This is a genomic window from Pseudomonas sp. SDO55104_S430, from assembly GCF_054070595.1.
The window spans coordinates 1-19,795 of sequence record NZ_JBSVXG010000049.1; the positions used below are offsets into that span (position 1 = coordinate 1).

The following is a 19,795-nucleotide window of genomic DNA, read 5'->3' on the forward strand; positions in this document are numbered from 1 at the left end:
AATACCAGCCGAATTTAAGGCTGCAGGGTTCCCCTGCAACATAGAATCTCCCACAGATTGATTGAAGTTATGTGCAGACCCCCGGGATCAATTCATCTCCCCCTGCACCCGATCCCTGCCCTCCTGCTTCGCCACATACACCCCCGAATCCGCCCTCAGCAACAGCGCATCCGCGCCTTCGCCGAGGCGCCAGCTGGCGATGCCGAAACTGGCGGTGACGACGCCGACTTCATCGATCGGCGCACTGCGCAGGCTTTGCCAAAGTTCCAGGGCCAGGGTGTGGGCCTGTTCGCCGCCGATGTCCGGGCAGAGCACCATGAACTCCTCACCACCGAGGCGGCAGAACACATCGGTGCGGCGCAGCCGGTGGCCGATGCGTTCGCAGACGGCCTGCAACACCCGGTCGCCCACGGCATGACCGTACTGATCGTTGATGCGCTTGAAGTGGTCGATGTCGAGCATGATCACCGACAACTCGCCGCCCCCGCGCTCCACCCGGGCCATCTCGGTGGTCAGGCGTTCCTGGAAATAGCGGCGGTTATGAATACCGGTCAGCGAATCGGTAACCGACAACGCACGCAGCTCTTCCTCCACCCGCTTCATGTCGGAAATGTCCGAAATATAGCCGTGCCACAGCACCCCACCGCCCGGCAGCTCCTCCGGCGTCGCCTCGCCACGGACCCAGCGCAACCCACGCTGCGGCAGCTGCACGCGGTACTCCTCGCGCCACGGACTCAGATTGTCCGCCGAAGCGCGGATCGAAGCGCGCACCCGGGTCGTGTCCTGTGGATGAATACGGGTGAAGATCGCTTCGGCGTTGAGCAGCAGCACATCCGGCTCCAGCTCGTAGATTTCGCGGATGCCATCGCTGGCGTAGATCACACTGAAGCGCCCGTCGAACTCCATCTTGAACTGGTAAATCCCGCCGGGCACATGGGCGCTGAGCTTTTTCAACAACACATCCCGCGCCGCCAGCGCCTCATGTACCCGCTTGCGTTCGGTGATGTCGATGCACACCGCCAGATGCCCGACCCACAAACCCTGCTCGTCGAGCACCGGCGTGGCCAGCATGTTGACGATCAGATGACTGCCGTCACTGCGCACCAGCGTCCATTCCCGGGTTTCGTGCCGGCCTTCAACGCTGGACTCGACCAGCATCGCCTGACAGGTCGGCACCGGCTTGCCGAAACGCGCGCTCAACTCCGCGGAACGAGCCGTCAGCTCCCGGGGCAGATGCAGGTTTTCCAGGGTCATGCGGCCCACCACCTCGGCAGCGGTATAGCCGAGCATCTGTTCGGCACCGGCATTGAAGGTGCTGATCACTCCACGCAGGTCCGTGGCGATGATCGCCACCTGGGTCGCGGCATTCAGCACCCCGCGCAGCTGACCGTGGGTGCCGCGCAGCTCCTGTTCCCGGGCGCGTAGTTCCTCGGTGCGCTGGTCGACCATCTTCAACGCACGCTGACGCTGGCTCACCAGCACGTAGAGCAAGGCGCTGAGCAGCACGCTGATCAAACCGCCGAGCACCACGATGGCGGTCACCGACGAATGGTTGGCCTGGAGAAAGGCTTCGCTGGGCTGAATGTCGACCTGATATTCGTGATCGGCCAGACGCAACAGGCGGCTGGCGGCCAGGTCACTGACGGCGGGAGGATTCGCTGATTCGAACAGGACTTCGTGCTGGTCGTCGATGGACAGGTCGAGGATGCGCACCGACAGATAATCGCGCCCAGCCTCCGGCAAACCGTCGGACAGCAACTGACGCATGCTGATCACCGCCATCACATAACCGAACGGCTTGTCGGTTGCGGCTTTCGGCTCATCGCGCTGGGTGACCGGTGCCACCAGCAGCACACCCCGCGCATAGGCCGGTTCGATACTGACCAGATGCATCGGCTGCGACACCGCCATCCGCCCATGCGCATCGGCACGCTCCAGAGTCGCCCGACGCAAAGGCTGCGCCAGCAAGTCGTAACCCAGGGGCGCGCCGAGTTTGCTCAGGGTCTGGCTGTACAGCACCACCACGTACTCATCCCGCTCGCCAGCCAATTGCAGCTGACCCTCGGTATTGAGTTCACGCAAGTTAAAGTCCGTCAGCCCCTCGTCCCGCGCCCGTTGCTCGAACGCAGCCCGCTGCTCGCCACTGACCCGTTCGGCGAACGAATAGGCCTGGGTGCGGTGCAATAGAGGTTGGGTGTAGCCGTTGAATTCGGCTCGGGAAACCGTATCGGAATTGGCGAAGAAGCGGCGCAGGCCGTCGAGGCGCTGCTCCTGATCTTCGAAACGTTCTTCGATACGGCTGTAACGCTCGCTGGCCAACAACTGGAAACGTTGGCGCAATTGAGACTTGAACAAGTCAAGCGTCGACCACGCCAGAATGCCGGTAAGCACACCGCCGAGCAGCAATACCAGCAGCGCGACCAGCCAGGCCGAGACATCTTCGCTGATAAAACCCAGGATCTTTGGGCGCACGGCGTGCAACGACATAAACACAACTCAGAACGCCAGGTGCGGGAAAGCCCTTTGGCCCTGAATTGAGTTATAGCTATTAGCCACTAATTTGACCAGTACCCGAAGAATCCAAGAGCCTATAAAAATCAAGGCTCTGTGGATCCAATCACAACAAGCGTCAACGGGCCGTGATTTTCCAGGCGCGGTGGATCTTCGAATTGCGGGCAAAATCCGGATCAATGGTCTGTGCGGTGATCTCTTCGACCGCATAGCGCTCGGCGAGATTGGCCTCCAGTTCGAACTTGCGGAAGTTGTTGGAGAAGTACAGAACACCGCCGGCCGCCAAGCGCGCCATGGCCAGATCGATCAGTTGCACCTGATCGCGCTGCACGTCGAACACGCCTTCCATGCGCTTGGAGTTGGAGAAGGTCGGCGGGTCGATGAAGATCATGTCGTACTCGTCCCGGGCGTTTTCCAGCCAGGCCATGACATCGCCCTGCTCCAGACGGTTCTTGTCCGAGAAACCGTTGAGCGACAGATTGCGCCGCGCCCAGTCCAGATAGGTTTTCGACAGGTCGACGCTGGTGGTGCTGCGCGCGCCGCCCTTGGCCGCGTGCACACTGGCGGTTGCGGTGTAGCAGAACAGATTGAGGAAGCGCTTGCCGGCGGCCTCTTTCTGAATCCGCATACGCATCGGACGGTGGTCGAGGAACAGGCCGGTGTCGAGGTAGTCGGTGAGGTTGACCAGCAGCTTCACGCCGCCTTCATTAACCTCCACGAACTTGCCCTGGGCCGCCTGACGCTCGTACTGCTTGATGCCGCTCTGGCGCTCGCGACGCTTGACCACCACGCGGCTCTTGTCGATGTTCAGCGCCTGGGGAATGGCCGCCAGGGCATCGAACATGCGCGCCGAGGCTTTTTCCGGGTCGATGGATTTCGGCGCGGCGTACTCCTGGACATGGACCCAATCGTGATACAGGTCGATGGCCATGGAGTATTCCGGCATATCGGCATCGTAGACACGGTAGCAATCGACGCCATCACGCTTGGCCCACTTGCCCAGGGCCTTGAGGTTTTTCAGCAGGCGGTTGGCGAACATCTGCCCGCCTTCGCTCAGGCGCGGCTGCTCGACCACAGGCGCGGGGGCCGGCTTGATCGGGTTGCCATTCTTGTTGAACTTGCGCTCTTGCGGCTCGTTCGGCAGTTGGTCGTATTCGGCCTGTTCACGCTCGGCCTGACGCTGTTCCGGGGTTTTGCGTTCGCCGGTGACGAACTGGCTCGGCTGCACCTTGATCAGCAACAGCTTGCACGGCAAGGCGCCGTTCCAGAACGAATACTGTTTGTGGCTGCGGATGCCCATGCGCTTGCCCAGGTCCGGGGCGCCGGTGAAAACCGCCGCTTCCCAGTTCAGACAGGCCTGACGCAGACGTTCGCCGAGGTTCTGATAGAGGTAGAGCAGGCTCGCCTCTTCACCCAGACGCTCGCCGTAGGGCGGGTTGCAGATCACCAGGCCTTTCTGGTTCTGGTCCGGACGCGGCTCGAAGGTCGCGACTTCGCCCTGGTAGATCTTGATCCACTCGCTCAGGCCGGCACGTTCGACGTTATTGCGGCCCGGCTGAATCAGCCGCGGGTCGGCTTCGTAACCACGAATCCACAGCGGTGGCTTGGCCAAACCGGCCGCCGCGCGTTCGACCGCCTCTTCATGGAGCTTTTTCCACAGCGCCGGCACGTGACCCAGCCAGGCGGTGAAGCCCCACTGCTCACGACGCAGGTTCGGTGCAATATCGGCGGCGATCATTGCCGCTTCGACGAGGAAGGTACCCACACCGCACATCGGGTCCGCCAACGCGCCGCCTTCGGCCGCGATACGTGGCCAGCCGGAACGGATCAGGATCGCCGCCGCGAGGTTTTCCTTCAGAGGCGCAGCGCCTTGCTGCAGGCGATAACCGCGCTGATGCAGGCTGTGCCCGGAAAGATCGAGGGAAAGAATGGCTTCGCCACGGTCCAGGCGCAGGTGGATGCGCAGGTCCGGGTTGAGTTTGTCGATAGACGGACGATCGCCCTGCGGGGTGCGCAGTTTGTCGACGATGGCGTCCTTGACCTTCAGCGCGCCGAAGTGGGTGTTGTCGATGCCCGAGCCGTGGCCGCTGAATTCGACGGCCAGGGTGCCGTCATTGAGCATGTGGTCCTGCCAGTCGATGTCGAGGACGCCGTGATAGAGGTCTTCGGCGTCTTTCATCGGAAAACGCTTGAGCACCAGCAGCACCCGGTTGGCCAGGCGCGACCACAGACACAGGCGATAGGCGGTTTCCATGGTGGCCATGCCACGCACGGCAGAGGTGTGCTCACGTGCATCCTCAAGGCCAAGCCCGGCGGCTTCCTCGATGAGCAGGCCTTCAAGGCCTTTTGGACAGGTGAGGAAGAGTTCGAAACGATCGGACATGAGGATACAGAGCCTTTGGCTAGTGAACCGGCAACGCATTGCCGGCCCGGTTTTCAATCAGGCGCTTTTCTCGAAGAGCGCCCGCGTGGCACGAAGGTGTGCCTCTCCACCCTGACTGCTCGGATTCAGAAGAGCTTAGATGCCAGAACAGATAAAAAAGTTGATGCAATAAAATGTCATAAGTCGACCCTTCGTCGAAAAATGTCGCATTACAACGCGAGGCATTCTCAGCAAAGGATTAACCCCTTCATCCTGCGGGGCGCCGATCATACAGGGCTTTGATCAATAAATACGTTACGAATATCGTGTTACTTATGGCCTTACCATCTTTATGGTTACGTTCTTATGACAAAACGATCATTCCCTCGATGTGACGCATTGGTTAGAAATCAATACAGGTTGGCGCCGCCATGACGCCAACACTTTGGCTCGCCACGCCGGCAGCGGGCCCCAAATGGCAGAGTCTTTCTGCCTGACCTCGATAGAGGTCGACGCGATGAAAACAGTCAACAAGTGAGGGCAACACCCTATGAGAAGACTTAAGCGTGATCCTTTGGAACGAGCATTTTTGCGCGGCTATCAATATGGGGTTGGTGGTAAATCCCGTGAGCTTTGCCCATTTACTCTACCGTCGGTACGCCAAGCCTGGATTAACGGCTGGCGAGAAGGACGCGGCGACAACTGGGACGGTATGACCGGCACTGCGGGAATCCACAGACTCAACGAACTTCACGCTGTCGGCTAACACAGGGTATTCATTCCGACACGACAATCTGAGCAATTGACGAATTAACCACGCACGTCCCATCCGGACGGCGGGCTGCGGCCCAGGGGCTCCTTTTGAGGGGCCCTTTTTTATGCCTGCAATTTGGTAATGATTCCACCCTCTGTAGGAGCGAGCTTGCTCGCGATGGTCGTCAACGATCACGCTGGATACCTGACACCCAGCGGTGATCTTGAGTCCATCGCGAGCAAGCTCGCTCCCACAGGGAGGGTTGGGTGTGGGTCAGCGCAGCGCAGCAATCGCATCCACGGATTCACGAATCAACGCCGGGCCCTTGTAGATGAACCCGGAATAGATCTGCACCAGGCTCGCACCCGCGGTGATTTTCTCCGCCGCGTGCTTGCCCTCGGTGATCCCGCCCGCGGCGATGATCGGCAGGCGACCGCCCAGCTCCGAGGCCAGCACTTTCACGGTATGGGTGCTCTTCTCGCGCACCGGAGCGCCCGACAGGCCGCCCGCCTCGTCACCGTGCTCCATGCCTTCGACGCCGACGCGGCTCAGAGTGGTGTTGGTGGCGATGACCGCGTCCATGCCGGTTTCGATCAAGGCTTGCGCGACCTGCGCGGTTTCTTCGTCGGTCATGTCCGGTGCGATCTTGATCGCCAGGGGCACGTGCTTGCCGTGACGCAGTGCCAGTTCGGCGCGGCGGGTGGCCAGGTCCGCCAGCAGTTGCTTGAGCGAGTCACCGAATTGCAGGCTGCGCAGGCCCGGGGTGTTCGGCGAGCTGACGTTGACCGTCACATAGCTGGCATGGGCATAGACCTTGTCCAGGCAGATCAGGTAATCGTCCACCGCACGCTCGACCGGGGTGTCGAAGTTCTTGCCGATGTTGATGCCCAGCACGCCCTTGTACTTGGCCGCCGCGACGCGGGCCAGCAGGTGATCCACGCCGAGGTTGTTAAAGCCCATGCGGTTGATGATCCCTTCGGCTTCCGGCAGGCGGAACAGCCGTGGCTTGGGGTTGCCCGGCTGCGGACGCGGGGTGATGGTGCCGATTTCGACAAAACCGAAACCCAGCTGGGCAAAGCCGTCGATGGCCGCGCCGTTCTTGTCCAGACCGGCCGCCAGCCCTACCGGGTTGGGGAAGTCCAGGCCCATGACCGTCACCGGGCTCTTCGCCGGTGCCTTGCACAGCAAACCGTTGAGCCCCAGACGCCCACCCGCGCCGATCAGGTCCAGGGACAGATCGTGGGAGGTTTCCGGAGAAAGTTTGAACAACAGCTGACGGGCCAGGGTGTACATGGGCGGCTTGGACTCGGGGCGGCAAAAAGTGCCGGCGATTATAGCCGGCACGGGGCGCACAGGCGACTGCTTTGCCTGGGTTCATTCAGGCAGTGCAGGAGCGGGCTGGGGTCGACTGAGGGTTCCGAGGACCAGCGGCAGGTAAACCATCACCGCCAGCATCAGAATGGCGAAGCTCAGGTAAAACCTTTTGTCTTCCACGCCGGCCTCATCAAGGGACGTCATCAATGCCCCCAGTGACAATGTGAACACATGACCCGCCGAGAGCCGGAGACCCGCAATGCCGAAGAACGAATTCAACAAATGTGTGAGCGTTGGTCGCCGTGCACCGGCACGCACCTCTAACGCGACACGCTCCTGCATGGATTCAGGGTCGGGAAAAGACGACGGATTAAACAAACGGCATTCCCTGCAAAGCATGAAAACAACGTCATCCAGTACCAGACCAGAAGTATCCAGTCCTGCTCGCATCAGATCCGGAAGCAAACGGTAGTCTTCGTCCTGGCTCGGTGGAATAAACTGCCCTGCCAACGGCAGCAGGGACTGCACTACTCCATATATGATCGCCGTAGCCCCGGTACCGGAAGCTGTGACCGGCCCTGCATTGTCCCGCATGGGAAAACAGGTGTTCAGAAAGTCTCTGATGAGGGTGTAAAGCGTTACACCGGCCATCGCCGGAAACAACCCGGGCACTTTGCAGGACCGCGCCGTCATGTACGCAGCCAAAAGAAGAGCCAGCATGCAGCCCCGCCCAAAACGCGATGCAAAGGTCCCCGCCTCGTTGCACTCATCTCGAATAGCCCCTATCAAGATTGATGCGGGCCCGATCGTTGCCATGGCCGCCACGGACCAGGCTTCGGGTGAATCGCCGTCCATGGCTTCCTCGATGCGCAAAGTCGCGAAATGTTGCGCCAGTTTGCTGATCATAATAATCAGTCCCCCACGCCCTACGATATTGGCCAGGTTGATCGCAGGTCCTTTGGCTGCATCGAACCACTCCAGCCCCACTTGAAGTAAGGCGCTCATGCGGCTTGCCGGAGTTTGCTCGGCATTTGCACAGCGCTGCATTGCCAATCTAAAGAGCTCTGAATGAACCGCCCCTTCAGGCAGTCTCCCTTCAATCACAAAAATTTCGCCGGCCCGCAGCACATCTGTATCGGTTTGTCCCAGGCTCTGCGAGATCGTCGTCAATTCATGGCTAATGGCACGATCCATGAGTTCAAAGCCCGCTGCGACTTCCCTCCGCGTACCCAGATCACTCGCCTGAAAACCAGACAAAGTCAGCGCAGAAAGATCTACACGATTGACCTCTGCCGCCGAGGAGACATCGGTCAGCTCGATGTCCTGCCCAGCGGACCTGGCGGCCGATGATCCTGTCCCTACCGTCACCATTCACTCTTCTCCCAGGCATCATCACCCATTGGTTGAAACACCTCGCGCATGAACCCCTTCACAAAAAGATCCACGCTGAACGCCAGCGCGTTCGCGGCGCTGACCTCCTTGTAAATCGGCGAGTCCTGCAGTTTCTCGTCCTTCAACCGCACCAGTACCTGCAACGTCACCGCCAGCAATGCCTTGGCCGATGGATAGACCCGGGACTCTCCATCGGCTCCGCGCAGCGTTCGCAGATACTCATGAATCGCCTTCCCGCCCTGCCCTTCCATGGCCAGCAGCTGCTGATACAAACGCTCGAACTCCGGATCCGGCCGCAGGCTGGCTGACAACCGCGATTCCAGGGATTCGACCGTCGAGGTTTCGCTCTCGAACGTGCTGCTACCGCTCACCGATTCAATCTTCATCAGGCACCCCCGCAAAACTTGCACACAGGTCCGTCAGCGCCCGTTTCGACTTGCGATCCAGCGAGCGCACCGACGCCGGCAGGTTGTTGACGCACGCCAGCAACCGCGGCTCCAACTTCTCTCGAGCCGCCGCGATATCAAACTCCAGCAACTGATCCCCGAGCCGAAGCACATACCGCTCCTGCGCTACAAATTCGAACACCAACTCACCGGGCCAGAGCCTGTGCAACCGCTCGCGCAATTCATGGCTGCGTGAGCGCCAGTGCTCCGGCAGCAACAGGTACAGCACCGCGCTCGCGTCATGGGCTTGTTCTGCCAGCCAGCGCTCGAGCATGTCGTCCAGCCATTCGGGGCGACTCAGGGCTTGCGCGAGCAAATCCCCGGCAGCCTGCGCAACGTCATTGCGCAGCTGCACTGCCAACGCCCGGGACGCCAGCAGGCTCTCGGCCAGATGCTCGGTCACGCGCAGGACACCCTCGGCATAGCCTTCCTGGAAGGCCTGGGCATGAATCGCTTCAGAGTCGCGCCGTGCCTGGTCGACGCACTCCCGAGCCCAGGCCTGCGCCTGTAGCTGCAAGGCGCGACGCCGGCGTGCGGCGGCGATGTCTTCGCGGCACAGATGCACTTCGCCCGGGTCCGGGAGGTCAGTCAGGGTTCGGATAGAGTCGAGCATGCTGCACCGCCATATGGAAAAGAGCCGGGTCGGGTTTCGCCATGGGCCACTGTTCATGCAGGCGAACTACCGGTGGGGAAAATTGCAGGAGCAGACGTTCGATCAACAGTGCAGGCACCTGCTCGTACCAGCCGCATAAAGCATTGAGACCCGCAGCCTCGACCACTTGCATTGAAATCACCGGACAGTCGATCGGCAGCGCGCCTCGCACACCCAGGCTGCAACTGGCGAAGCGGCGCATCGACAACGGCAAGCGCAGCAGCGCCCCACCTCGGGTCAGTTCCGGCATCAGGCGCCAGGCGCCCATCAGCCCGGCGATGTAGGGCAATTGCCACCAATGAAGGACCCATTGCCGGGCCGTGGCGCTCAGCTCAGTCGCCGGCCACGGACTCTGTAACTGCAGTCCTTCAAACACGATCCGATTGAGCACCTGACGCGCCTCGGATCCGCGAAACTGTGCCGGCACGCACAGGCGTTGCGGGTGCAGATAATCCAGAGGCTCGGCAAGAATCGCCTGCATACCTTCAGCGCACGCCATCACGCCGCCCCGCACTCAGGCGCAGATAAGCGAAAGTCACTGCCCCCGCCAACACCACCACGCCCACCAGACCCAGCAACCAGATGCCCCGCGAAGGCTCCTGCCTGGCCGCCACGGTGGGCGCGACATGCTGGGTCGGCGAGCGCTTGGACAGCACCACGGAGATATTTTCGTAGTCGACGCCGGCAAAGCTGTTCTTGAGAAATCGCTTGATGTCGGTGATCAGCAATTGCGGCTCGACGTCGCGCTCATGGATCGCCACCGCCGACAGGTGAATGGGCGGCGATTTGCGCCCACCCTCGCCGGCATCCAGGTCATAACTGACATGGACCCGCGCCGAGACCACGCCTTCGAGCACATTCAGTGACTGTTCCAGGCGCTGCTCCAGCGCCGAATACAGCCGGGCCTTTTCCGCCCGGGGCGAGGCCACCAACGTATCGGCGGGAAACATTTCGGCCACTTGCAGGCGTGGCCGCGAAGGCAGCGAATAGAGGTTGAGCAGATCCACCGCGGCGGAAAAATCCACCTGATCGATCTTCACCGTGTAGCCGGTCTTGCCGGCATCGACTTTCACCGCCGCAATGTTGTTGCGTTGCAGCACCGACAACACTTCGTTGGCCTGCTGCTGGTCCAGGCCTTCAAGCAGATTCGGCTGGCGACAGCCCGCCAGCGCCAGGCACAACAGCACCAGCCACACACCCGGCTTCATGAGGCGCGCAACAGGGTTTCTGCGGTGCCCACCGCCTTGCGCACCAGCACGTTGAGCAGGTTGATCTCGACGTTGTACTGCCCGCTCAGGTCCTGCAACTGGCTGAGGACTTCGGGGTCGGTGATATCCGGGCGCTGCAACAATTGATTGATCGCCGAGACCTGCTTTTCGCTGTCGACCGCGGAGCCGGCAAAAGCCTCAATCATGCGCGATTCGAGGGAAACAATCGGGCCCTCCTGCGGGCCGCGCAGTTCGCTGAAAGCCGTGGGCTGGATGTCAAAAAGGGAAATGTCCGCAACAGGCATGGCATGCACTCAGGTCAGTGGCCACGGACGGCAATCCATGGCCGTTGGAAAAACGAACGTCAGCGAGCGGCCTGGATGATCGCCATGTCGATGTCCTTGAAGCCCTTGATCGTGTTGGTCTGGGCGTTGCGGAACACGGTGTAGGAGGAAAAGGCGGTTTGATAGGCGGCCAGCAGCGCAGGGTCGGAGGCATCGTCCTTGAGCTTTTCCAGCGCTTCGTCCAGCGCTTCCTTGAGTTTTTCCGCGCCCTTTTCGAACGCATCGGCCTGGCGACCGAGAAAGTCATCGGGAAATTCGATGGGGATACCAATGTCAGCCATGAGTCACCTTTATCGTGGAGTTGGAAAATGCCAGGACGACGCGGTCGTCTTGATGTAGCCCTGAGGGCCGGTTTGAAAGGATTTGTCCTTGAGCCCGTCGTCCTTGAGCTCCACCGTGAAATGCACGTAGCGATCTCCCCACTGGCGATAGAAACCGTCGACGTAGTCACGGGCGGCGGCGAGTTCGACGTCCTGCAGATTGCCGGTCAGCGCGAAGGTGACGCTGTCGCCGTGCTCGACGCGGTCGAAGCTCAGCGACAGGCGTTGCAGGCCTTCCTCGGCAAGATCCGCGAGCAGGTGGTCATCCTGGAAATGCACGGCGATGTCCCGGGCATAGGGCGCGGCGGCCAGCAACGCATCGGACAGTTCCTGCTGTTTGTGCGGCGTCAGCAGATTGCGCTGGGCGCTGAGCAGCAGGCGCGGCGCGGACGGGTTCTTAAAGTCGAGGGAATGCCAGACCAGCTGCGGATCATGCTCGAACAGCAGCTGCTCCAGCCGTCGTCGTTCCTGATCCGTCACCAGCACTTTGGCCGACGGGGAGTTGCTGCGCATCAGCACCTGTCGGCTCCAGCCGGCATCGCGTTCGGATGAGACGAAGACATACACCGCCTCATCGCGACCCCGCAGCACTTCGACCTCGGCGCTGGCGCCAGTGATCAATGCGCGGATATCGGTTTCAGGGCTGGGCTGTGGCATCGACCAGAGGGTGGCAGCGACGGCCAACGCCACCGCGACAAAGCCGCCGGCCAGCCATCGAGTCCAGGGCTTGCCTTGAGACTCGAATTGCTCGGTGTCGAGCGAGGGGCTACGTTGTTTGCTCAGAAGCTCGGGTGACCAGGCCTGATCGCCAGGACGCAGGGCGATATGCAGGCCGCCGACCTGCACTCGCGTGTGAAACCTGCCGTGGAGCAATTCCTCGGAATCGCCGAGCAGCCGTAGCATCAGGCCATCGTTGGAGAGGTGATCGGCGAGCACTTCGAAATTGCATCCGCCCTCGGCCAGCGGCACGAAGATGGCCTCGGCGGGAACGCTGGCAGCGAGCTTCCCATCTCCCAGCAACTCCACCGCTCCCACCACGAACAGGGTGACGGATTGCACGAGGGGAAATTCGCAGCCCTGCAGCGGACCGTTGAGTATCCGCAGTACACAGAGCTGAGGGACGGCTGTCGGGTCTGTCACCGTTCACACTCCAGAGCGATGAAATGAGCCGGCATGTTAGGAAGGTGGAATTGGGAGTTCCTGATCGAATTCTGCTGAACCCGATCAGAATCCCCGCTGTTTTTGCGTCAGCGTGAGTCGTTGATAGCGCTGCCAGACCTTGCGCGCATAACGCAGGCGCGCCGCTTGTCGATCCGGCGAATTGCCGGCGTTGTAGGCCCCCACTGCCGTCCAGTTGTAGCCATATCGCGCGACAAAACCGGCCAGCACCGAGGCGCCGACTTCCACCGACAGGCAGGGTTCGTCCAGCAGGCGTTGCTCGGTGATGCCCTGGGCACTCAAGCGCGGCAGATGGATGCTGTTGATCTGCATCAGGCCGATATCCCGCGAGCCATCCTTGTTGTGGTTGATTGCACCCGGCTTGTGGCCTGACTCGACTTCGGCAATCGCCTGCAGCAGTTCGGGCTCGATCCGGTGGAGCTGGCCCGCCCGATCCCAGCAAAACGCCTGTGCCTGAGCCGCGCCAAAACAGGCGAGCATGAGCAGCGACTTGATCCTGTGCACGCTCATGCCAGACGCCGCTCCCTGGGCAACGTTTCGCAATGGCGAAAATCCGGGGCACGCTGCAGCGAGCCCCAGAGCGGCGCCACCATCAGCCCGTCCGTCGTGCCTGTTTTTGCCAGGCATAGCCAGTTTGCATATTGGTTGCGGGCATTGAGCGGATTGACCCCGAACAACACGTTCCAGGCCGCCAGCCCCTGCTCGCCGATGGCGCTTTGTGCCAGCCCGACCTGTTCCAGTTCATGCCAGGCCGCCGCGTGTTGGCCGAAGTACGCCAGCACCACGGCATTCAGAATCACCAGCAACGAGTTGGCCGCGACGCCTTGCTGCAGGGTTCGACGGGCCATGAGCACCGTCGATTCCGCCCCTTGCGCCAGCGCGATACGCAAACGCAGGACCTGAGCCCGCACACTGTCGGGGTCATGCTGCAGGCTGCGTTCAATGCTTTGCGCCGCCTGCTCGTTGCGCCTCCAGTACCAGTGATGCCAGGCGTGAAAGTAATGCGCATCAGCCTGATCGGCGCTCAGCAGGCAACGTTGGAACAGCACCTGCGCCGCCTGCTCGCAGCCACGCAGACTGGTGAGCAAGGCCAGACGCGTCAGTGCCGACAGATTGCCCGGGTCGCGGGTCAAGGCGCTGGAAATCGCCGATTGCGCCTGCTCCATCGCCCGTCCCTGATAACACAGGCCGATCATCGCCTGTCCCAGCCAGGCATCGGCCAGGCCACACCAGGCCGGCACGTATCCGGCATCCAGTTTCAGGCACTGGCGAAACTGCACCTGGGCATCGCGCAGGCTTTGCGGGGTGTGCTGTTGCAGGCTGCACAGGCCATTGAGCCAGGCCACCGCCGCGGGATACGACGCGCAAGCCTCACCGGCCGGACGCAAGCCTGTCATCCGCTGCGCCACCATGGACGTCAGGGCGCCGAGTGCCTCGCTGAGATCGCAGGCGTCTAGCGTCTGCCCATGCAGCAGCACGTGGTCGCTGCCGCGGATCAGTTCGATCGACCAGTGTTGATGGTCGCCCTGACGGATACAGCGCCCGCTCAGGCAATAATCCGCCGCCAGACGCTGGACCTGCGACCGCGCATCCAGAGATGTCGTGTTATCCATCAATCCGGAAGGAATGACCCGCAGCGACTCGCCGAACGCCGTGCTCAACTGGCGGATGATCACGTCCTGCAGATCCAGCGCTGCCGCTTCGTTCTCATGACGAAACGGCAGGACGGCCAGTGAGGGTGATGCGGTGCGCGTCGGGTGTGGCACATCGAGTTCCACCGCCGGACAGGTGAATCGATAACCCTGGCCATACACCGTCGCAATGAAGTCCTTGTCTTCGCGCAGCAGCTTGCGCAGGGCGTAAATGCAGCGGGTCAGGGACTCTTCGGCGGCATAGGTTTCAGGCCAGACGTCGTCGAGCAGCTGGTGTTTGCTGATGACCGTGCCGGATGACTTGAGCAACAGGCGCAGCACACTCGACTCCTTGGGTGGGACGTGCACGCCTTCGCCATCCCGTATCAGCGTTCCATCGCCCTGCAAAAGCCACTGGCCAAACACGAAAGAATTGACCGGCGCTTGATCGGATGCCCTGTCCATACTCTGAGACTTCTCTATAGAAAGGTACGAAACGCACGGAGCCTGCACGGTGGCAGGCTCCAGATGAAAAGCGGCGTGACTATAGGAAGTTGTGTGGGATGTTTCCGTAGGGTCGGTGACTCAGAAGGCGTAGGAATCTACGACATGATGTGTGGGCAACTGACTATCGAGGTGCAGATATCTCGCACGGTTTTCCACTGCGCGACTTCGTCTTCGGGCAGTTCGATCGCGAAGAATTCATTCAGGGCCATGACCAGTTCCACCAGGCTCATGGAGTCGATGTAGAGGTCTTCGATCAGTCGGGAATCTGGTGTGATGTTGCGTCGGGTGGATTTGAAGTAATCCGACAATACTCGGATGACTTGATTCTCGATTTCCAGCATTGAATGTTTTCCTTGATTTCACCGGCCCCTGTAGGAGCGAGCATGCTCGCGATGGACGCAAGAACACCGCGGGGTGTCAGGCAGCCAACGTCATCGTTGACCACCATCGCGAGCGTGCTCGCTCCTACAGGTTTTGTGTTCACCGCAAATCCACTGTAGGAGCGAGCATGCTCGCGATGGACTCAAGAACACCGCGGGGTGTCAGACAGCCAGCGTCATCGTTGACCACCATCGCGAGCGTGCTCGCTCCTACAGGTAAGGTGTGGTCAGAAATTCAACATGGCTTTGAGCATGTCGGCGTATTGGTTGAGGTGCGAGGACAGGGTTTTGTTGAAGTTGTCGTGGTAGGAATTGGCGTTCGAATACTTCTGGGTCAAGGACTGCAGCAGGTTCTTCATGCGTTCTTCCTGGGCGTTGAAGCCGGTTTGCCAGGCCTGGAATTTCGCTGTGTCCCAGGTGATCCAGAACACGTTGGGCGGCAGGCTGTCGCGCATGATCGTCAACGGGCTGAGGTCCATGACCACGCTGTAGGTGCCGTCGGCATTCTGCTTCAGGCAACTGGCAGGCAGGCCCAGGGCCTGGCGCCACTTTTCCGCTTCCTCGCGGGTCGCGCCGCCCATGCCGGGTGCCGGGAACAGCACTGACGCGGGATTGGGGTGGGAGTATTTGTTGATCAGCGCCTGCAAGGCCAGGCGGATTTCGCCGGCGTTGATCTTGACCTCCTTGCCGTCGTTCGCCCCCTGAATCCACTCCTTGAGCTTCGCGGTGATGTCCTTGTTGAAGTCGGCGAAGAAGTCCGAATACTTAGCGATGATGTGCTCGTAGCCGGCGAGGTAGCCGTTCTTGATCAGGTCGATCAGCTCCAGCAGTTTTTCAAAGAAGTCGTCGGAGGAACTGATGGCCTGATCGAAGGCTTCGGCGATTTCCGCTGGTGGGGGGTGTCGTTCTTTGAGATCGCGCAAGATCTGCGTTTGCGCGGTTTCAACGTACTGACGCGACTGTTCGGGCAGGCACTGTTGGCAATGCACCAACACGGCACCCGACTTAAGCAGTTGCTGTTCCCATATTTGCCAGCGCACCCGCCTGGTTTCGACCTGTGCGACAAACTCCTCCACGGCAGAATGCGCCAGGGAAAAATGTTTCCAACCGTCGACTTCCGGCTCCTGAATCAGTGGCGGAACCTTCGGACAGCAACCGCGCAACATGTTGAAGGAGCGGTTCAGCGCGTTCATTGAACGATCAATCATCTGCTCGTGAGTGAACGCCACACCTTCAACCAGCATCTCGGGAAGCAGTGAAACCTCATCGACCCGATTAACGTCGACTACGGGTTTCTGCAAAGGCGCAATGACCTGCGCAATGCCAATTGCATTAGCCATTTACACCTCTCTAATCAGCGCGGCACGCGACTGAAACAGCTGCAAGACCATTTCCATTATTTTCTGCAGCAACGCAGCGTCCGCCGAATCCTTCTGCCCGTATTCATCACTCAGACTCTTCTGCGTGGTCTGCGCGCTTTGCTGCAGCACTTCCTTTTCCCGGGCGGCGTGCTCGGTCATCCGCACGATGTTGGACACCACCTGGCTCATGCTCATCGACATGGCATTGAACGCGCGGCCGAGCTCCAGTTTCTTTTCGATGCTCTTGCCGCCCATCTGGCTCAGCCAATCCGAGTTCTGTCCGACCTTTTGCGCCTTGAGGATCTCCCCTTCAAACCACTTCTGTTCGTCAGGCGTCAGCGAGGTGCCCTTGGGCTTGAAGTCGACGGTCGTGATGCGACCGAAATCGTCGAAGGTCTTGATCGGGTAAGTGGTTTGCGGATCCCAGTCATCGCGGCCGAGATCTGCCTTGAGATCGCGCTCGATGTTGTTCGCATCAACGACATTGCGGCGGTTCTGGCTGATGTCCGCGTGCTTGAGCCCTTGCCCTTGGAACGTCTTGACCATGGCGAAACCGGCGATCGCACCGGAGACCGCCGCGGCGGTGATTGCGCTGTGCAGTGACGCCTTGCCCGACTCGATGATCGCCGCGCCCTGGGCCTTGGCGGCGTCGGCGGCCATGATGCCGAAGTGTCCGCGCAACTGGGCGTTGGCCACCCGGGCGATGTTCAGCGCGATGATCGCGGCCACCAGAACGTTGGCGTGTTTCTCCCAGGCGCCGGGATCGAACACCAGGTCGTCGCGCACCTCATCGTTGAGCAGCGCGGGCGCGGCTTCCATGTCGACCAGATCCGCTTCAGTGGGCTGGTAGGTGTTGATTGCCTGAGCAAACTCTGCGGCAGTCGGTGTACGTAATTCGGGCGTGCTCAAAATTTGCTTGTCAGCCATCGCGGAGATCATATCAGGGCGCCGAAATTCATCGGCTTTCTTCACCGCGACAACTTCCACTGCCTCCAATTCGATCGGTCTGCGCGCGATCACGCCATAGCCATTAATATCGGTCATTTCGAATTCCTTTTATCCGCGGGATCACACCTGCCGAGCCATTTGCAGGCTGACGGAATGGCTGCGTTGCAGATCGGCGAAGATCTGCTCGACCTGCCGGGTGCGGTCCTGCATCGCCTTGCCGTAGTCCTCCACCAACTGGGCCACGTAGCCACTGATTTGCTCGCCAATCAGAGTTCGCTCCCGAACGCCGGCCAGGTGCTCGGCCGCCTGCTCCTGATGCGCTCCGCTAAGGATTTGCAGGCCGCCCTGCACCGTGACATTGCTGAACTCGGTAACGGCCTGAGCGATTTCCAGATTGGCGGCCATGCGCGCCAGGGTCGCCGGATCGGCTCCATGGGTGACGAAGCTGCGCAACTGCGTGAGCAGCAGGGTGAACATGTTGCCGAACGATGAGGCCATCTGTTTGAGCGCCTGCATCGCCACCGGCGCCGCCTGCGCGACCATCACCGCCAGTTTTGAGGCTACCGCGCCGATCACTGGCCCGATCACATGCGCCCCGACCACCGCCACGAGGGCAATGGCGGCCATTGTCGAAGCAATGCCCTGAATCATGCCGACGATCTGCGCGATCTCTTTCGCGGTTTCCTCATCGACGCCTACCGCTATCAGCAATTTCGTGTAGAGATCGGTGAACAGCTTGATCGCTTCCTGCATCACCGTGGTCAAGGGCTTCATGGCCTCGGCCATGAACGAGGTGCCCGTCGCCTCCTTGACCACCGCATCGGAAATCATCACCGCCGCGCCGATCACCCCTACCGCAATCAGCACCGGGTTGGCGGTCAGCACGCCGGCCGCGATGGTCGCCACGGTCAGCACCGCGCCGACGATGGCGCCGATGCAGCCCATGGTCTTTTGCAGCGCCTCGGCCTTGCGCACTTCTTCCAGGTATTTTTCCGATTCGGCCTTCATGTGCTCCTGAAGCCGGGCCTGCAATTCCTGGAACAGTTCCTGGCTGAGCTCTTCCTTGTTCTGCGCGGATTCACCGAGCATTTCGATGATCTTCAGGCGATTGAGCAAGGCCAGGGCGCTGCTGCTCAGGGCCTTTTCACTGGACTGCTTGATAGCGGAACCGCCGAGACCGGCCTCCTGCACCTTCACAGTCACGGCGGCCAGAACCCTGGCGCTGGCATTGGCGGTTTCGATGAGTTTCAGATGGGCATCGGTGGCTTTTTCCAGGGTTTGCGTATGGCCCGCCAGCTCACCCTCGAACTGATCGCGCAGGGCAAGTTCGCGGGCGTATTCGGGCGATTGCGGGTCGAGCTGCGCCAGCCGCGCTTCGCTGGCTTGCAGCAACGCCAGACTCTGTTTAACACGCTCCTGCAACTGATCGAGTTGTTCCTGACTGCTGCCGATGGCACCTTCGGCCGCCTCCAGCGCTTCGATGGCGGCGGCGTAATCGGCGGCCAGCTTTTCATGGCCCTGCTGTTTCGCGCCGGCCATGCTTTGCAGCATCGCCAGGCGGTTCTTCAGTTTGTTGGTATCCACTTCACCGATCAGCTCGCTGATCATCGCCATCAGCAGCGTGAACAGGTCGCCGTTGGTTTCCGGCTTGTTGCCGTCAGCGCGAGGAGGCGGCGCATGCAGCATCGGTCTGCCTGCGGCGGCTGCGCTACGTGGGCCTTCGTAGTTCACCGACATCAGGTCCGCCAGCGCTTGCTGGCCGGCTTTCTGGTAGTCCGCGGTCCTGGCCGCCTCAGTGGCAGCCTTGCCGTATTTCTCGAAGGCTTCCGAACGGCTCAAAGCGCCGTGAAAGGCGGGCGGGAAGCTGTTTCTGATTTCACTCATGCTTTTTCCTCTGAATCCTGCGACTCCATTTGACTTAGGCTCTCGAGATAGACCCGGGCCTGCTCTCGCAGATCGTCCTGGGTGGCGTGCTCCAGCGCGTACTCGAAACACAGCCGGGCCTTGCCGATCCGCCCCAGGGCGAGCTGGCACTGCCCGCTGTAGAACATTGGCCGGTAGTCGTTCTTGCCTTGGGCGAAAGCGATCGCGTACAGGTCGATCGCCTTCTGGTGGTTGTGTTTGAGTTGATGCACCGCCGCCAGGCCCATCCAGTACTGGCTGTTGTAGAAGTCGTAGATGCACAGGAAGTGGAAGAACTTCTCGGCATCGTCCAGCCGTCCCTGCTCGTAGAACTGGTAGGCGAAGGCATACAGGTGGTTCATCTGCTCATCGCTGATACCCCGCACATCCTTCAACGGCGCCCCGGCCAGAACCGCATCCACGACCTCGAGGGCGACCTGTTCGTTTTGTTGGTTGTTGCGACTCATCAGCACACTCCTGAAAGACGTCAGCGTGGCTGACGGGGGCATTGAGCCAAAGACATCGCCTGCCTCGCTGCCAAATTGCGCTCATACCCCCGAATCCCCCCACCCCCTGTAGGAGCT

General features: G+C 60.8%; 19 protein-coding genes. 1 reads left to right on the plus strand and 18 read right to left on the minus strand.

The features are described from left to right. Positions 1-87 precede the first annotated feature (87 nt). Both ACW9JE_RS11530 and rlmKL read right to left on the minus strand, forming a co-directional pair. Positions 88-2,487: a sensor domain-containing diguanylate cyclase gene (locus ACW9JE_RS11530; RefSeq protein WP_457432804.1), complete on the minus strand. Its 2,400-nt coding sequence runs from the start codon at positions 2,485-2,487 to the stop codon at positions 88-90. A 142-nt stretch (positions 2,488-2,629) separates the two neighbouring features. Next, positions 2,630-4,894: a bifunctional 23S rRNA (guanine(2069)-N(7))-methyltransferase RlmK/23S rRNA (guanine(2445)-N(2))-methyltransferase RlmL gene (gene rlmKL / locus ACW9JE_RS11535; RefSeq protein ID WP_457432805.1), complete on the minus strand. Its 2,265-nt coding sequence runs from the start codon at positions 4,892-4,894 to the stop codon at positions 2,630-2,632. Positions 4,895-5,423: 529 nt separating this feature from the next. Here rlmKL and rmf point away from each other — a divergent pair. Next, positions 5,424-5,639, plus strand: a complete 216-nt coding sequence (gene rmf, locus ACW9JE_RS11540; protein ID WP_003223300.1) for a ribosome modulation factor — start codon at positions 5,424-5,426, stop codon at positions 5,637-5,639. A gap of 261 nt (positions 5,640-5,900) precedes the next feature. Here the strand turns inward: rmf and ACW9JE_RS11545 are convergent, their stop codons facing one another. The 16 genes from ACW9JE_RS11545 to sicA form a co-directional block, all read right to left on the minus strand. Further along, complete coding sequence (locus tag ACW9JE_RS11545) at positions 5,901-6,920, minus strand: quinone-dependent dihydroorotate dehydrogenase (protein WP_457432831.1); 1,020 nt, start codon at positions 6,918-6,920, stop codon at positions 5,901-5,903. A gap of 81 nt (positions 6,921-7,001) precedes the next feature. Then, positions 7,002-8,312 carry a hypothetical protein gene (locus tag ACW9JE_RS11550; RefSeq protein ID WP_457432806.1) on the minus strand — a complete coding sequence of 437 codons (1,311 nt, stop codon included), beginning with the start codon at positions 8,310-8,312 and terminating at the stop codon, positions 7,002-7,004. Next, positions 8,306-8,719: a hypothetical protein gene (locus tag ACW9JE_RS11555; protein WP_457432807.1), complete on the minus strand. Its 414-nt coding sequence runs from the start codon at positions 8,717-8,719 to the stop codon at positions 8,306-8,308. The genes ACW9JE_RS11550 and ACW9JE_RS11555 overlap by 7 nt, the downstream gene beginning before the upstream one ends. After that, the gene (locus ACW9JE_RS11560; protein WP_457432808.1) at positions 8,709-9,392 is read right to left on the minus strand and encodes an oxygen-regulated invasion protein OrgB; all 684 of its coding nucleotides are present in this window, start codon (positions 9,390-9,392) and stop codon (positions 8,709-8,711) included. Before ACW9JE_RS11560 ends, ACW9JE_RS11555 begins: the two co-directional genes overlap by 11 nt. Continuing rightward, complete coding sequence (locus tag ACW9JE_RS11565; RefSeq protein WP_224535415.1) at positions 9,364-9,930, minus strand: secretion system protein; 567 nt, start codon at positions 9,928-9,930, stop codon at positions 9,364-9,366. Before ACW9JE_RS11565 ends, ACW9JE_RS11560 begins: the two co-directional genes overlap by 29 nt. Further along, complete coding sequence (locus ACW9JE_RS11570; RefSeq protein WP_224535417.1) at positions 9,917-10,639, minus strand: EscJ/YscJ/HrcJ family type III secretion inner membrane ring protein; 723 nt, start codon at positions 10,637-10,639, stop codon at positions 9,917-9,919. The genes ACW9JE_RS11565 and ACW9JE_RS11570 overlap by 14 nt, the downstream gene beginning before the upstream one ends. Continuing rightward, entirely contained in the window at positions 10,636-10,944 is a 309-nt protein-coding gene (gene sctI / locus ACW9JE_RS11575) for a type III secretion system inner rod subunit SctI (protein ID WP_457432810.1), read from the minus strand. The genes ACW9JE_RS11570 and sctI overlap by 4 nt, the downstream gene beginning before the upstream one ends. A 59-nt stretch (positions 10,945-11,003) precedes the next feature. Further along, positions 11,004-11,264: a type III secretion system needle filament subunit SctF gene (gene sctF, locus ACW9JE_RS11580; RefSeq protein ID WP_175378607.1), complete on the minus strand. Its 261-nt coding sequence runs from the start codon at positions 11,262-11,264 to the stop codon at positions 11,004-11,006. A 9-nt stretch (positions 11,265-11,273) separates the two neighbouring features. Further along, positions 11,274-12,443 carry a PrgH/EprH family type III secretion apparatus protein gene (locus tag ACW9JE_RS11585; protein WP_457432811.1) on the minus strand — a complete coding sequence of 390 codons (1,170 nt, stop codon included), beginning with the start codon at positions 12,441-12,443 and terminating at the stop codon, positions 11,274-11,276. Between the two features lie 84 nt (positions 12,444-12,527). Then, positions 12,528-12,992, minus strand: a complete 465-nt coding sequence (locus tag ACW9JE_RS11590; RefSeq protein WP_224535423.1) for a transglycosylase SLT domain-containing protein — start codon at positions 12,990-12,992, stop codon at positions 12,528-12,530. Next, a complete protein-coding gene (locus ACW9JE_RS11595) occupies positions 12,989-14,578 on the minus strand; it encodes a winged helix-turn-helix domain-containing protein (protein ID WP_457432813.1) in 1,590 nt (529 codons plus the stop codon). The genes ACW9JE_RS11590 and ACW9JE_RS11595 overlap by 4 nt, the downstream gene beginning before the upstream one ends. Positions 14,579-14,715: 137 nt before the next feature. After that, positions 14,716-14,961 (minus strand): acyl carrier protein, encoded by a 246-nt coding sequence (locus ACW9JE_RS11600; RefSeq protein WP_457432814.1) that lies wholly within the window; start codon positions 14,959-14,961, stop codon positions 14,716-14,718. 266 nt (positions 14,962-15,227) lie between these two features. Then, entirely contained in the window at positions 15,228-16,340 is a 1,113-nt protein-coding gene (locus tag ACW9JE_RS11605; RefSeq protein WP_457432815.1) for an IpaD/SipD/SspD family type III secretion system needle tip protein, read from the minus strand. Beyond that, the gene (locus ACW9JE_RS11610) at positions 16,341-17,405 is read right to left on the minus strand and encodes an IpaC/SipC family type III secretion system effector (protein ID WP_457432816.1); all 1,065 of its coding nucleotides are present in this window, start codon (positions 17,403-17,405) and stop codon (positions 16,341-16,343) included. Between the two features lie 24 nt (positions 17,406-17,429). Beyond that, the gene (sctE, locus tag ACW9JE_RS11615) at positions 17,430-19,193 is read right to left on the minus strand and encodes a type III secretion system translocon subunit SctE (protein ID WP_457432817.1); all 1,764 of its coding nucleotides are present in this window, start codon (positions 19,191-19,193) and stop codon (positions 17,430-17,432) included. Next, positions 19,190-19,678 (minus strand): type III secretion system translocator chaperone SicA, encoded by a 489-nt coding sequence (gene sicA, locus ACW9JE_RS11620; protein WP_457432818.1) that lies wholly within the window; start codon positions 19,676-19,678, stop codon positions 19,190-19,192. The genes sctE and sicA overlap by 4 nt, the downstream gene beginning before the upstream one ends. Positions 19,679-19,795: the final 117 nt, after the last annotated feature.

What these genes read in the sequence shown, in the direction of transcription:
- rmf (WP_003223300.1), top strand. Translation starts at nt 5,424, where the DNA reads ATGAGAAGACTTAAGCGTGATCCTTTGGAACGAGCATTTTTGCGCGGC.
- ACW9JE_RS11530 (WP_457432804.1), bottom strand. Translation starts at nt 2,487, where the DNA reads ATGTCGTTGCACGCCGTGCGCCCAAAGATCCTGGGTTTTATCAGCGAA.
- ACW9JE_RS11610 (WP_457432816.1), bottom strand. Translation starts at nt 17,405, where the DNA reads ATGACCGATATTAATGGCTATGGCGTGATCGCGCGCAGACCGATCGAA.
- ACW9JE_RS11590 (WP_224535423.1), bottom strand. Translation starts at nt 12,992, where the DNA reads ATGAGCGTGCACAGGATCAAGTCGCTGCTCATGCTCGCCTGTTTTGGC.
- ACW9JE_RS11550 (WP_457432806.1), bottom strand. Translation starts at nt 8,312, where the DNA reads ATGGTGACGGTAGGGACAGGATCATCGGCCGCCAGGTCCGCTGGGCAG.
- ACW9JE_RS11605 (WP_457432815.1), bottom strand. Translation starts at nt 16,340, where the DNA reads ATGGCTAATGCAATTGGCATTGCGCAGGTCATTGCGCCTTTGCAGAAA.
- rlmKL (WP_457432805.1), bottom strand. Translation starts at nt 4,894, where the DNA reads ATGTCCGATCGTTTCGAACTCTTCCTCACCTGTCCAAAAGGCCTTGAA.
- sicA (WP_457432818.1), bottom strand. Translation starts at nt 19,678, where the DNA reads ATGAGTCGCAACAACCAACAAAACGAACAGGTCGCCCTCGAGGTCGTG.
- sctE (WP_457432817.1), bottom strand. Translation starts at nt 19,193, where the DNA reads ATGAGTGAAATCAGAAACAGCTTCCCGCCCGCCTTTCACGGCGCTTTG.
- ACW9JE_RS11560 (WP_457432808.1), bottom strand. Translation starts at nt 9,392, where the DNA reads ATGCTCGACTCTATCCGAACCCTGACTGACCTCCCGGACCCGGGCGAA.
- ACW9JE_RS11565 (WP_224535415.1), bottom strand. Translation starts at nt 9,930, where the DNA reads ATGGCGTGCGCTGAAGGTATGCAGGCGATTCTTGCCGAGCCTCTGGAT.
- ACW9JE_RS11555 (WP_457432807.1), bottom strand. Translation starts at nt 8,719, where the DNA reads ATGAAGATTGAATCGGTGAGCGGTAGCAGCACGTTCGAGAGCGAAACC.
- ACW9JE_RS11570 (WP_224535417.1), bottom strand. Translation starts at nt 10,639, where the DNA reads ATGAAGCCGGGTGTGTGGCTGGTGCTGTTGTGCCTGGCGCTGGCGGGC.
- ACW9JE_RS11595 (WP_457432813.1), bottom strand. Translation starts at nt 14,578, where the DNA reads ATGGACAGGGCATCCGATCAAGCGCCGGTCAATTCTTTCGTGTTTGGC.
- sctF (WP_175378607.1), bottom strand. Translation starts at nt 11,264, where the DNA reads ATGGCTGACATTGGTATCCCCATCGAATTTCCCGATGACTTTCTCGGT.
- ACW9JE_RS11600 (WP_457432814.1), bottom strand. Translation starts at nt 14,961, where the DNA reads ATGCTGGAAATCGAGAATCAAGTCATCCGAGTATTGTCGGATTACTTC.
- sctI (WP_457432810.1), bottom strand. Translation starts at nt 10,944, where the DNA reads ATGCCTGTTGCGGACATTTCCCTTTTTGACATCCAGCCCACGGCTTTC.
- ACW9JE_RS11545 (WP_457432831.1), bottom strand. Translation starts at nt 6,920, where the DNA reads ATGTACACCCTGGCCCGTCAGCTGTTGTTCAAACTTTCTCCGGAAACC.